The organism is Streptomyces sp. NPDC002911 (assembly GCF_053591835.1).
On record NZ_JBSFUO010000041.1, the window covers coordinates 22,603 to 35,298 of the forward strand.

Annotated in this window: 12 protein-coding genes; 8 read left to right on the forward strand and 4 right to left on the reverse strand. The window is 71.1% G+C overall.

Going from position 1 to position 12,696, the window contains the following annotated elements; genetic code table 11:
• Positions 1-199: 199 nt before the first annotated feature.
• From ACWD04_RS31585 to ACWD04_RS31600, 4 genes are all read left to right on the forward strand, one after another.
• The gene (locus ACWD04_RS31585) at positions 200-1,468 is read left to right on the forward strand and encodes a beta-ketoacyl-[acyl-carrier-protein] synthase family protein (protein WP_451137171.1); all 1,269 of its coding nucleotides are present in this window, start codon (positions 200-202) and stop codon (positions 1,466-1,468) included.
• Positions 1,465-2,685: a ketosynthase chain-length factor gene (locus tag ACWD04_RS31590; protein ID WP_451137172.1), complete on the forward strand. Its 1,221-nt coding sequence runs from the start codon at positions 1,465-1,467 to the stop codon at positions 2,683-2,685. The genes ACWD04_RS31585 and ACWD04_RS31590 overlap by 4 nt, the downstream gene beginning before the upstream one ends.
• 79 nt (positions 2,686-2,764) lie before the next feature.
• Positions 2,765-3,205: a nuclear transport factor 2 family protein gene (locus ACWD04_RS31595; protein ID WP_451137173.1), complete on the forward strand. Its 441-nt coding sequence runs from the start codon at positions 2,765-2,767 to the stop codon at positions 3,203-3,205.
• A gap of 15 nt (positions 3,206-3,220) precedes the next feature.
• On the forward strand, positions 3,221-4,138 hold the full coding sequence (locus ACWD04_RS31600; protein WP_451137184.1) for an MBL fold metallo-hydrolase: 918 nt from the start codon (positions 3,221-3,223) through the stop codon (positions 4,136-4,138).
• 92 nt (positions 4,139-4,230) lie between these two features.
• Here the strand turns inward: ACWD04_RS31600 and ACWD04_RS31605 are convergent, their stop codons facing one another.
• From ACWD04_RS31605 to ACWD04_RS31620, 4 genes are read right to left on the reverse strand one after another with little or no spacing between them, the layout of a single operon-like run.
• A complete protein-coding gene (locus tag ACWD04_RS31605) occupies positions 4,231-5,382 on the reverse strand; it encodes an acyl-CoA dehydrogenase family protein (protein ID WP_451137174.1) in 1,152 nt (383 codons plus the stop codon).
• Between the two features lie 57 nt (positions 5,383-5,439).
• Complete coding sequence (locus tag ACWD04_RS31610; protein ID WP_451137175.1) at positions 5,440-6,705, reverse strand: DUF6365 family protein; 1,266 nt, start codon at positions 6,703-6,705, stop codon at positions 5,440-5,442.
• A gap of 32 nt (positions 6,706-6,737) precedes the next feature.
• On the reverse strand, positions 6,738-7,880 hold the full coding sequence (locus ACWD04_RS31615; RefSeq protein WP_451137176.1) for a glycosyltransferase: 1,143 nt from the start codon (positions 7,878-7,880) through the stop codon (positions 6,738-6,740).
• A 3-nt stretch (positions 7,881-7,883) separates the two neighbouring features.
• The gene (locus ACWD04_RS31620) at positions 7,884-8,705 is read right to left on the reverse strand and encodes an SAM-dependent methyltransferase (RefSeq protein ID WP_451137177.1); all 822 of its coding nucleotides are present in this window, start codon (positions 8,703-8,705) and stop codon (positions 7,884-7,886) included.
• A 591-nt stretch (positions 8,706-9,296) separates the two neighbouring features.
• Between ACWD04_RS31620 and ACWD04_RS31625 the strand changes: the two genes are divergently transcribed.
• The 4 genes from ACWD04_RS31625 to ACWD04_RS31640 form a co-directional block, all read left to right on the forward strand.
• Positions 9,297-10,460: a nucleotide disphospho-sugar-binding domain-containing protein gene (locus ACWD04_RS31625; RefSeq protein ID WP_451137178.1), complete on the forward strand. Its 1,164-nt coding sequence runs from the start codon at positions 9,297-9,299 to the stop codon at positions 10,458-10,460.
• Positions 10,461-10,797: 337 nt separating this feature from the next.
• Positions 10,798-12,045 carry an MFS transporter gene (locus ACWD04_RS31630; protein ID WP_451137179.1) on the forward strand — a complete coding sequence of 416 codons (1,248 nt, stop codon included), beginning with the start codon at positions 10,798-10,800 and terminating at the stop codon, positions 12,043-12,045.
• 173 nt (positions 12,046-12,218) lie between these two features.
• Positions 12,219-12,425, forward strand: coding sequence for an acyl-CoA carboxylase epsilon subunit (locus ACWD04_RS31635; RefSeq protein ID WP_451137180.1), 207 nt, complete (start codon positions 12,219-12,221; stop codon positions 12,423-12,425).
• 32 nt (positions 12,426-12,457) lie between these two features.
• A partial coding sequence (locus tag ACWD04_RS31640; RefSeq protein WP_451137181.1) for a carboxyl transferase domain-containing protein occupies positions 12,458-12,696 on the forward strand: 239 nt, incomplete at its 3' end.

The following is a 12,696-nucleotide window of genomic DNA, read 5'->3' on the forward strand; positions in this document are numbered from 1 at the left end:
CTCGAGGCATCGTCGAGGGCACGGAGGGAGGCGAGCCGCGCGGTGGTCCCGGGCGGACGGCTACGACCTGTTTTCGAGCGGGCTTTGAGATGGACAGCGGAGCGTCAGCCTGCCACCAGTGCCGAGTCTGCGGCAGCGGTCGGCGCCCGTCGTCCGAGTCTGAAAGGAATCATTCGATGTGCAGCTTGAGGAGCGCCCGATGAACCGGCGCGTGGTCATCACCGGCATCGGTGTGCGCTCGCCCGGTGGATCGGGTGCGAAGGAGTTCTGGAACCTGTTGACGTCGGGCCGGACGGCGACCCGTGCCATCTCGTTCTTCGACGCCTCCCCCTTCCGTTCCCGTGTCGCGGCCGAGGTCGACTTCCACGCGGAGTCCGAAGGTTTGTCCCCCCGGGAGATCCGGCGCATGGACCGGGCCACGCAGTTCGCCGTCGCCTGTACCCGTGAGGCGGTGGCCGACAGCGGACTGGAGTTCGGCGGGGTCGATCCGCACCGTGTCGGAGTGAGCCTGGGCAGTGCCGTGGCGGCGGCGACGAGCCTGGAGAACGAATACGTCGTCCTGTCGGACCGGGGCCGTGACTGGGTGGTGGATCCGGAGTACCTGTCCCCGCACATGTTCGACTACATGAGCCCCGGGGTCATGCCGGCGGAGGTCGCGTGGGCGGCCGGCGCCGAGGGGCCGGTGACGATGGTGTCCGACGGCTGCACCTCGGGGCTGGACGCCGTGGGGTACGGGGTGCAACTGGTGCGCGAGGGCGCGGCGGACGTCATGATCGCCGGAGCGTCGGACACGCCGATCTCGCCCATCGTGCTGGCTTGCTTCGACGCCATCAAGGCGACGACCTCGCGCAACGACGACCCGGAGCACGCCTCCCGGCCGTTCGACGCCTCCCGCAACGGGTTCGTCCTCGCCGAGGGCAGCGCCATGTTCGTGCTGGAGGAGTACGACAGTGCACGGGCCCGGGGCGCCCAGATCTACGCCGAGGTCACCGGCTACGCCACCCGGTGCAACGCCTACCACATGACCGGTCTGAAGAAGGACGGCCGTGAGATGGCGGAGGCGATCCGGGTCACGCTCGACGAGTCGCGGATCGACCCGTCGGCCGTCGACTACGTCAACGCCCACGGCTCCGGCACGAAGCAGAACGACCGTCATGAGACGGCCGCTTTCAAGCGCGCGCTCGGCAACCACGCCTATGACGTGCCCGTCAGCTCCATCAAGTCGATGGTCGGCCACTCGCTCGGGGCCATCGGGTCCATCGAGATCGCCGCCAGTGTCCTCGCGATCAAGCACAACGTCGTGCCCCCGACGGCCAACCTCCACACACCCGATCCCGAGTGCGACCTGGACTACGTGCCGCTGCACGCCCGTGAGCGGCGTGTTGACACCGTGCTCACCGTCGGCAGCGGGTTCGGCGGCTTCCAGAGCGCCATGATTCTTCGCGCCCCCGAAGGAGCGACCTCATGAGCAGAACGGTGATCACGGGGCTCGGTGTCACAGCCCCCAACGGCATGGGCGTGGACGCCTACTGGAAGGCCCTGCTGGGCGGGCGCAGCGGTATCGGCCGGGTCACGGGGTTCGACGCCACCCGCTTCCCGTCGCGGCTCGCCGCCCAGATCGACGGCTTCGTCCCCGCGGACCACCTTCCGGGGCGTCTGGTCCGTGCCACGGACCGGTCGACGCAACTGGCGCTGGTGGCGGCCGACTGGGCGCTGTCGGACGCGGCTCTGCCGTCGGAGACCGTGGAGGACTACGACATCGGGGTCGTGACGTCCAACGCGCTCGGTGGGTTCGCCTTCACTCACAAGGAGTTCAACGCCTTGTGGAGTCAGGGGCCGAAGTTCGTCAGCGTGTACGAGTCCTATGCGTGGTTCTACGCGGTGAACACCGGCCAGATCTCCATCCGGCACACCTTGCGCGGTCCGAGCGTGGCGCTCGTCGGCGAGCAGGCGGGCGGGCTCGACGCCCTGAGCCATGCTCGTCGCACCGTTTTGCGGGGTACGCCGGCCGTGGTGACCGGTGGTGTGGATTCCGCTTTCGATCCCTGGGGGTACGCGTCCCAGCTGGCCGGTGGCCGGGTCAGCACGGAGGCCGATCCGGCGCGTGCCTATCAGCCGTTCGGGGCCCGTGCCTCCGGGTACGTGCCGGGTGAGGGCGGGGCGCTTCTGGTGGTCGAGGACGAGGAGAGCGCCCTGAAGCGCGGCGTGCGAGACCCGTACGGCGAGCTGGCGGGTCATGCCTCCACCTTCGATCCCGCACCGGGTTCGGGCCGGCCGCCGGCCCTGGAGCGAGCCGTCACGGCTGCTCTCGCCGACGCAGGTGTCTCCCCCGCGGACGTCGACGTGGTGTTCGCCGACGGGGCCGGTATCGCGGAGCTCGACGCGGTGGAGGCCGCGGCGCTGCGCACCGTGTTCGGGCCCTGCGGGGTGCCGGTCACCGTGCCCAAGGCGCTCACCGGACGTCTGTACTCCGGCGGTGGGCCGCTCGATGTGGTCACGGCTCTGCTGTCGATCCGTGACGGAGTGATCCCGGCGACTCCCACGCTCGGTGACGTGCCGTCCGAGTACGGCATCGACCTGGTCCGCGGGCAGCCGCGTGAGCAGCGGGTGCGCACGGCGCTGGTGCTCGCCCGGGGCCGCCGGGGCTTCAACTCGGCGGTCGTCGTCCGCGGTGTCGACCGCTAGGGGCTGTCGTCGGTGGTCGGTGTTGTCCGCCGCTGGTGTTTTTTCGCGTTGTCCATCTGAAGGAAGAAGAGAAGACCCGATGACCACTGCCGTCGTATCCGATGTCGTGACCAGTGACCTCTACGCGCAGGTGCTGCACTTCTACGCGCACCAGATGCAGCACCTCGACGCCCGGCGATTCGAGGAGTACGCGGCCTCTTTCACCGAGGACGGTGTGTTCCAGCACTCTCCGGGAGCCGAGCCGGCCGTGTCCCGGCCGGCGATCGTGCGCGAACTCGTGGAGTTCCACGAGAAGTACGACGCTGCCACCGTGCGCCGGCGTCACTGGTTCAACCAGGTGGCCCTGGAGGCGCAGCCCGACGGTACGGTGAGGTCCACTGCCTACGCGCTGGTCGTCACGGTCCGCCCGGACAGCAAGCCGGAGATCACGCCGAGCTGTCTTGTGCACGACACTCTGGTGATCGATGGCGGGGAGATCCGGCTGAAGTCCCGTCTGATCACCCACGACCAGGTGTTCTGAGAGGTGTGCGTGACTATGTTCGCTCCGGGTGCGCGGGAGCCTCGTCTGCGGGAGGTGGCGGAGGGGGTTTTCGCGTATGTCCAGCCGGACGGCGGCTGGTGCCTGAACAATGCGGGGCTCGTCGTGTCCCGGGGCCGGTCGCTCCTGGTCGACACGGCAGCCACCGAGGCCCGTACGCGGGCTCTGAAGGAGGCGGTGGGCAGGGTGGTGTCCCGGCCTCCTTCCCATGTGGTGAACACCCACTCCCATGGTGACCACACCTTCGGTAACTCCTTCTTCGCCGGTGACTCGGTGGTCGTCGCGCATGAGCGGGCGCGTGAGGAGATGGCGGCCGCCGGGCTGCATCTGACGGGTCTGTGGCCGGATGTGTGCTGGGGTGAGCTGTCGGTCGAGTTGCCGGCGGTCACTTTCCGGGACTCGCTCACCCTGTACGTGGGCGAGGTCCGGGCCGAGCTGATGTGGCTGGGGCCCGCGCACACGGCCGGCGATACCGTCGTCTGGCTGCCGGAACAGCGGGTGCTGTTCACCGGTGACCTCGTGATGTCCGGTTCCACGCCGTTCTGTCTGATGGGGTCGGTGTCCGGTTCGATCGAGGTGACCGAGCGGTTGCGGGCCCTGGAGCCGCTCACCGTGGTGGCGGGGCACGGCGAGGTGGGCGGGCCGGAGCTGCTCACGGCGACCGGTGGGTATCTGCGGTGGGTGCGGCGGATCGCCCGGGAGGGCGTCGCGGCCGGTGTCGGACCGCTGGAGGCCGCGCGTGGGACGGATCTCGGCCCGTACGGTGAATGGCTCGACTCGGAGCGGCTGGTGCCGAACCTGCACCGGGCGTACGCCGAGGAGCGGGGGGCGGCCGCCGGGGCTGTGCTGGACATCGAGCTGATGTTCTCGGAGATGACCGAATACCACGGAGGTCTGCCGGTCTGCCATGCCTGAGCCGGTGGCCGGCGGCGGGGCCGGCGGTCACTGTAGGCCGCTGCCCCCGCCGCTCCGTCCGGAGCGGCGGGGGCAGCGGCGTACGGCTGGTTTCAGCGGGGGTCGGGGGTCCGGCCCCGGAGGCGGACGTAGGCGGTGGCCGCTGGGGCGAACTGCAGTCCGCTGTGTCCGGCTCCGCAGCTCACGTCCCGCCACTGGCGCTGGAGCTCCTCCTCCTCCGCCTGGGCGCGGGTCCCGGCGGTGCGCAGGAGCCGGTCGACGGTGGTGGCGAGCAGGTCCGCCGCCAGTGCGCAGTCCCGGCCGTTGCGGGCTGAGTCCAGGGGGGAGGGAGCGCCCGAGTCCACAGCGCGTGCTACGCGTTCCAGGAGCAGTTGGGCCGCGTCGATCTCGCCTTCTGCGCGGGCCAGCTGCTGTTCGAAGGCGCCGGTGCCGGGTGCTTGGGTGATGCCGCCGCCCGGGCTGTCGAGCTTGCCGTCGACGAGGGTGCACCATCGGTGCAGCGCGCCCCGGGAGGCACCCAGCAGGGGGGCGGCGAGAGTGAGGCCGTTGGCGGCCTTCAGCGGTACCCGGTGGCAGTCGGCGGTGCTGTCGGGGGCGGTGCCGCCCAGCAGGACGTCCAGGGGGACGGAGCGTTCGTCCGGCACGAGGACGCCGTCGAGTACGGCGGAGTTGCTTCCGGTCCCGCGGAGGCTGACGGTCCGCCAGGTGTCCTCGATGCCGTGGTCGGTGCTGGGGAGCGCGAGGACGCGGATGTGGCCGGTGCCGTCCTCCGGTCCGGTCACACGGGCGGCGACCAGGGTCCAGTCGGAGAAGTTCACGGCGCTGACGTAGGGCCAGGTGCCGGTGACCCGCCAGCCGTCGGCGACGCGTTCGGCGGTGCCGGCCGGGACGAGGCCGGCGCTGACGACGGTCTGCGGGCCTTTCTCCCAGACGGCTTCCTGGCCGGCTTTCGGCAGGTAGGCGGTGAGCCGTCCGGCGCCGGCCGTCACGGAGGCGCACCAGGCCGCGGAGGTGCAGGCTTCGCCGAGAGCGGCGACGGCCGCGAGCAGTTGGGTGAAGTCGCCCTCCGCCCCGCCGAACTCCCGGGGCGCGAAGTGGCTGGTGAAACCGGCGTCGATGACGGCTTCCACCACGGGGCGCGGCAGCCGGCGCCGGGTGTCGGCTTCGCGGGCGTGGCGGGCCGCGGTCGGGGCTATCGCTTCGGTAGCTGTGAGCAGGGGGGACGCGTCGCGTTCGGCGGGCATGGTCGGACTTCCTCCGGGTGTCGGGTGGGGGCCGGGAGCCGTCGGTGTGCGGCGGTCTCAGCGCGTGATGCCGAGCCGGTCGGCGGCGGCCAGGAACGCTTCGGCGGTGCCGGGCAGCCGGTCGAGGGAGTCCCTGTAGTCGGCTCGGACGGCGGCCAGGCGGTCTCGTAGGCCGGGGTCGTACAGCACGGCTTCCAGGCCGCTCACCACGGCGCGTTCGTCGAAGATCTCGGTGCTCAGGACCGTGTCCGTGAAGGGGTTGTCCTTGAGGACGGACTGGAGGAACGCGGTCCAGCGCAGTGGCCAGCCGTAGAAGGAGGGCACAGGGCCGGGGAAGTCGGCCAGCCAGTCGTGGACGGCGGGGGTGAGTCCGCCGAGGGCGCGGGTGAGCCGCTCGGTGCCGGCTGGTCCGTCGATGTCGTGGGAGTTGACGGTGAGGAGGCCGGGCACGTCGGTCAGGATGGCGCGTTCCAGCGCGTAGGAAGTGAGGAAGGCGGAGGCGACGGCGTCGGCCGCGCCGAGGATCTCGTGGTAGCGCTGGGCGGTGGTGACCGGCTCGATGTGCACTCGCTCGGCGGGCAGCCCGAGCTCTTCGAGGTAGGGGCCGGTCATGACGAAGCGTGTGGTGTCCGGGAGCTGCCGGAGGTAGTGCCCGATGAGCCGGGGCACGCGCAGTGCCAGTTCGCGGGCGCGGGGGGCGGCGCGGGTCTGCATGACGTGCTGCCACGGGAGGGTGGGGAACATCAGAAGTCGTTCCCGGTCCCCGGCGCCCAGGGAGCGGCGTACGTCGGCCCGCGTGGCCGTGCCGAGGGGCCGGACGTTGCGGGTGGCGCGGTAGAGCACGCCGTGGGAGCCGGGCGAGGCCTGTGGCCGGTTGACGGGGACGGGCCGCAGGTGGACCGGCATCTGCAGGTAGTTGTCGTCGATGGTGGCGGACTTGCCGAGCACTTCGACGTGCCGGCCGGCCCGGGGCAGGTCGTAGAGGTCGATGGGGATGACGGGGATGTCGAACTCCTGGACGTACCAGGGGTCGGTGTCGTAGTTGATGCGGTGCGTCAGCCAGTGGCCCAGGTAGTCGCTGAGGACGATGGCGTCGGGGGCGAAGGCGCGTACGGTGGCGGCCACGGTGTCGCGGACCCGGTGGCCCTCTTCGGGGCCGACGACGGTGCAGGGGTGGCCGGCGGTCTTGGCCTGGGCCTCGTTGTCGGCGTCGACGATGAAGTGGCATTCCACTCCGGCGCCCTTGAGCTGGTCCGCGAGGTCGAGCCCGACGGTCGTCTCGTGCAGGGTCTTGGCCAGCATGGCCATGAAGAGCAGTCGCATGGGAGTCCCCGGTCCGGCCAGTGCCGGCGTTGTCAGAGGGTGGTGCGGGCGGCCACCAGGTGCTCGATGGTGGAGACGGCCTCGGCGGCGGTGGGCAGGTCGGCGATCTCGGCGGCCAGCTCTCCGGCGCGTCGGCGGTAGGACGGCGTGGCGAGCATCTCGGCGCAGGCGGCGGCGATGTTCTCGGCGGAGTCGTCCTGGGGGGCGATCATCCGTGCGGCGCCGTGGTCGTGGAGCCGTGCGCTGTAGTCGACGCAGTAGGGCAGGTAGGGCACGAGGACCTGCGGGACGCCGTAGGAGACGTACCCCATGGTGGTGTTGCCGCCCGCGTGGTGGACGGCGAGGTCGCAGGTGGGGGCTGCCTGGTGGAGCGGGATCCAGCCGGCCCGTACGTGGGCGGGCAGCGGCCGCAGCTTCTCGGCCACGGACTCGGGCGCTGCGACGAGCAGTTCCACGTCGAGCCGGGAGACCTTCTGCACCAGCCCTTCGAGGATGTCGAAGTCGGAGTCGGGTGTGACCCGGCTGCCTGCGGAGACCAGGATGCGGGGCCGGTCGCCCTTGCGGTGCATCCAGGGCGCCACGGGCTTCTGGGTGGAGTACGGGACGTAGCGCATCAGTTGGGCGGGGGGTGCGTCGGCCGGGCGCAGGGTGGGTGGGCAGATGTCGATGAAGAGGTCGGTCCGGGGCATCTCGTAGAGCCCGAGGCGTTCCATCTCGGGGCCGAGCTCGGCGGCGGCGGCCAGGTCGATGGTTCGCGGCTCTCCCATGTCGATGGCCTGCTTCACGTACGGGACGCCCGCGTACGCGGCGACGAGGGGGGCGGCGAAGGCCAGGGCGCCGCCGACGACCACGTCGGGCCGCCAGTGGTCGACGAGGCCGAGAAGTCCGTCGAGGCAGGCGGCGGCGTACCGGCCGAAGGTCCGGCCGTTGAAGATGTACCGCTCGTGGAGGTCCTCGGGGATGGGGACGCGCACGCCTCGCCGGTCGACCAGTGCTTCCTGCATCGCCTTCGACGACACGGGGACGCCGGGGACGCCTGCGCTGGTGATGGTGACCATGCAGTTGTCGGGGGCCGCCATCAGAACGTCGTGTCCGGCGTTGCGGGCCTCCTGTGCCAGCGGGATGATGCCGAAGATCACTCCGGAGGTGCCGCCCGCCACGAAGAGGATTCTCATCGGTCAGGCGCTCTTACGGGCGGTGATGATCCGGTAGCCGAGGTGGTCGCGCTCCAGTCGGGAGACCTTGCCGATCATTTCCTTGAACTCCTCGGCGAAGGCCGCACCGCCTTTGGTGACGACCTTGTCGTAGTTCTCCTCGACGATCCGGTCGATGCGGGCGGCCGACTTGCGCAGGTGGGTGCCGGCGTCGTAGTCCCGTTCCACGGTGAAGCCGGCGGTGGTCAGCATCCGTGTGTACTGCTCCGGGGTGGGCAGTGAGTCGACGGTGAAGCCCTCGACGAGGACCTTGCGCCATTCGTCGGACAGTTCGACGGATTCGGCGTAGTCGGAGAGGACCAGGACGCCACCGGGGGCGAGGACGCGGTGCATCTCCTTGAGCGCGGTCTGCCGGTCGGAGAGGTACATCACCGACTCCACGGCCCACACCGCGTCGAACGAGCCGTCCGGGTAGGGGAGGTCCATGGCGTCGGCCCGTTCGAAGCGCACCCGGTCGGCGACACCGGCCTCGTGGGCGAGTTCGGTGCCGGTGGCGACCTGTTCGGCGCTCACCGTGATGCCGGTGACCTCGCCTCCGGTGGCCTCGGCGAGGCGGATCGCGGGGCGGCCCTGGCCGCAGCCCACGTCGAGGAGACGCCGGCCGGGTGTGAGGCCGGCCTGTTCGATGAGAACGTCGGTGAGCCGGTCCTTGGGGTCGGTGTCCGGTGCCTCGTCGTCCCAGTAGCCGATGTGCAGGTTCTGGCCCATGAAGATCTCCCAGAGCCACCCGCGGTCGTCGTAGAACTCGCCCACCTCGTCCGGCGTCAGGGCCTGGTGCTCTGCCATTGGTGCCACTCCTCGCGCTCGTCCGTACGGTTTGACGGACCCTTCCAATGGGGCTTCGACGCTGACTCGAAGGAAGGTCGACCCGGAATCGTGGCCGGTGGCGTGTCATTCGTTGGTCGATCACGCGCCGCAGCGGCCGCATGGGGACGAGGCGATGGTCCTTCGCAGTGCACTTGCGTACCGGGCCGGCCGGGGCGGTGACCGCCGCCCCTTCGGTTCTGCTGCTGAGCGGGAGGCCGACTTCGGCCGGTACGCGGCCCATGTCCTGACGAGGATTCGGGGCGCTCGGCGTTCGCGCCGGTGGGTGTGGGGGTATGGGTTCCTCGCCCTGAGCGTGCGGGGCCCGTGCCTGCTACGTGGTGTCGAGGGTCCGCGTGCCGGGCACACATGTGGACATCGGTCCAGGCCCCCAGGGCACCCGGCTCCGGATCGCGAGGGGGACCGCGGGGGCCCCGAGGCGGCGGGAGACCGTGGCCGCCGGCCTGCTCACGCCGTGGCGGGGCGGCGTTCCCGAGGGTGATCCGTCAGGAGGACGCGACGCTCGCCCGTTCCTCGAGCCGTCCTCGAGAGCGGTTGCGCAGACTGGCCGCCATGAAGATCCTTTTCGCGGGCGGGCACGGTGCCGGGACGGTCTTTCCGGGCGTCCCCCTGGCTCAGGCGGCACGCAACGCAGGCCATGAAGTGATCATGACCGGGCCCGATGCGACGATGTCTTCGATCCTGGACTCGGGTATCGCGGCGGTCTCCGTCACCTCCCGCACCATCCAGGACTGCCGCTACGACCGTCAGGGCGCCTATGTGCCGGCCGCCGCGGACGGGCCCGATCGCAACATCGCCATCGGCCGCATGTTCGGGCGCCTGGCCGCTGCCTCCCTGGACGGGCTGACCGGCCTCGTCGGCCACTGGCGCCCCGACCTCGTCGTCTCCCATGTGCTCGCGTACGCCGGCCCGCTCGCCGCACACCATGGGGGCGTGCCCTGGGTCCGCTTCGCCACCGACATCGGCGAACCGCTGTCGGTGGACCTGGCGGCGGTGGCCGAACTCGCCCCGGAGCTGGAGCGGCTGGGTCTTCAGGCGCCGCCCCCCGCAGCCTTTTCCGTCAGCCTCATGCCGGCCGGGGTCCGTCCGGCCACGGCGCCCGCTGCCCTGGCGTTGCGGCACATCCCGTGCAGCACCCAGCAGCCGCTCGCGCCCTGGATGTACACCAAGGGGGGACGGCCACGGGTCCTGGTCAGCGCGGGCAGCCGGGTCGCCCCGGACGACGACTTCGAGCCGCTGAGCGCTCTGGTCGAGAAAGTGGGACGGCTCGGTGTCGAACTGCTCGTGGCGACACCGGACGATGTGGCCGCCAAGCTGGAACCGCTGCTGCCTCCGGGCGCACGGGCGGGCCGGCTCCCGATGGACGTGCTCGCGCCGACCTGCGACCTGATGGTCCATCACGCCGGCGCCGACATCACCCTGACCTGTCTGGCCGAGGGCGTGCCGCAGATCTTCGTGCCCAGCAGGCCCGGCCTGCAGGACCACGGCGAGCGCATCAGCGCCTACGGCGCCGGCAAGCAGATCCTGCCCTCGGACAACACCGCGGAGAACATCACCGCCGCCGTGCGCGAGGTGCTCGGCGACCCGTCGTACCGGGCGGCTGCCGACCGCCTCCGCGCCGAGGTCCGTCGCATGGCCACGCCCGCGGCGCTGGTGGGGGAACTGGAACGGGCGGTGGCGGTCCACCGCGGGGCCCGGGAACCCCTCAGCGCCTAGGCGGCGGGCGGATCAGGATGGGACGGCCCGCGGCACATGGTGCGGTGCATCGCAGGACACCGGAGTGTCCTCGCCGCGGCGCGATCCGAATGTTTCGGACATGCCGCGGGCGGTGGAGCCTCCCCCGCCCTGACGAAGCCGAGAGCTCGGGGGCGTGCTATGCGCCACGGGCCCGGCCCTGATCCGCCGGCCGGCCCCGGGACGAACCCCCGAGGGCGGACGCGCGAAGCCCCGTCGGGCAGACGGGGCTTCGCGAACAACCCCCAGCACCACTTCACACCACGGGCGGGGCCCTCCCACCAGCCCGCTCACCCTCGCGACAACCACCGGAGTTCTCATGGCCTCGCCCGCCACCCCGCCGCCCACCGCGGCCCCCGCCCCACGCCGGGGGACGCTGTTCGTGCTGCTCTTCGGCTCGACGCTGACCATCATGGCCGGAGCGGTGATCGCGCCGGTCGTCAGCGTCATCAGGGGTGATCTGGGGGTCAGCGGTACTGCCGCCGGCCTCATCCTGACCGCTCACGGCCTCTCCCTCGCCCTCGTCAGCCCGCTCGTGGGCTGGGTGATCGACCGCTGGGGCGTGCGCCTGCCCCTGGCAGGCGGTCTCGTGCTGTACGGGCTGGCCGGCGGCGCGGGGCTGGTCACCGACTCGTACGCCACGCTGATCATCAGCCGGTTCCTGTTCGGTATCGGCGCTGCCGCGCTCTTCAGCGGTACGACCGTGGCGCTCCTGGCGCTCTACCAGGGCTCCGAACGGGACAAGGTTGCGGGCTGGCGCGGTACGGCCATCAGCCTCGGCGGCATCATCTGGCCGCTCGTCGGCGGTGGGCTGGGCACCCTGTCCTGGCACGGTCCCTTCGCGGTGTACCTGATCGGCGTCCCGCTGGGCATCGCGATGCTGCTCATCCTGCCGAAGGTGCCGGCCACGCCCCGGGGCAAGGGGATCAGCGCGGTCGCGCTGATCCGCCGGCAGCCTCGCCTGCTGACGCTGTACGGGCTGTCCCTCTTCAGTTCCTTCCTGCTGTACGTGCTGGCCGTCTTCCTCCCGCAGCGGCTCACGGAACTCGGTGTCGCCGACCCCTTCGTCATCTCCCTCGTCACGACGAGCACGTCCGTGTCGGGCAGTCTCATCGGTCTCTTCTACGCGGCGCTCAAGGGCCGTCTCGGCTACGTCAACCTGCTGCGGACGGCGCTGGCCCTGTGGACGCTGGCGTTGCTGATCATCGGTATGTCGGGCCACCCGGCCATGCTGACGCTGGCGTCCGCCCTCTTCGGCCTGGGCAGTGGTGTCTCCGTGCCCGCGCTCGCCATGATGATCGGCGAGTCCGCCCCGCCCGCCCTGCGCGGTCAGGTCATGTCCCTGTCCGGCACCGCCAACTTCATCGGCCAGTTCATCGCCCCGCTGATCATGGGCCCCGTGATCGGTGCCACCACGATCGGCACCGGCTTCGTCATCGCCGCGGGCCTGGGCTTCACCGTGCTGCTGCTGTCAGCGAGGATGCGCTCCGACGGGCCGAAGGCCCCGGTGGAGACTACGACGGTGGAGGAGCCGCGAGCACAGGGCCCGGTGGAGGATCGCGCCTGACGCCGGGTCGTCCCCGCACACCACCGCACCACCACCACACCGCCCGGTGCGCGTCATGCACCAGGCGGTGTGGTGGTTCCTGCGAGGCCACGATGTCGAGCGGCGTGCGAGCGGCATGCGAGCAACGTTTGAGCGACCGGAGCGACTGTGGCCCGAAAGGCCGAGGAGACGGTGTGAGCGCAGTGGTGGACACGGAGAACGTACTGAGCGTGGAACACGGGCAGGCCACCGAGGAGGAGCTCGTCGCGGTGACGGTGACCCTGTTCTCGCTGCTCGCCGGGCGAGGTGAACCGCGGAACGGGACCGGGACGCGGTCCGTCGCGCGGTGGCGCCGGTGGGACCGGACCTCGGCCTATCGAGCGCCGCACAGTTGGCGGTAGGAGCGCGACGACACAGGAAGGAACTGCCGGTGGTGGCGCATTCCGCAACGGACAGCCTGGCGCGGACGAATTCCCGCTGGAGGGTGGCGGAGCTGCGTGCCCTGCGTGAGGAGGCCCGGCGTGGACCGAGCGACCGGGCGACCGAGGCGCAGCACGCGAGGGGGAAGCTGACCGCGCGCGAGCGCATCGAGCTTTTGCTGGACGAGGGATCGTTCAAGGAGGTCGAGCAGCTGCGCCGGCACCGGGCGACCGGTTTCGGCCTGGAGGCGAA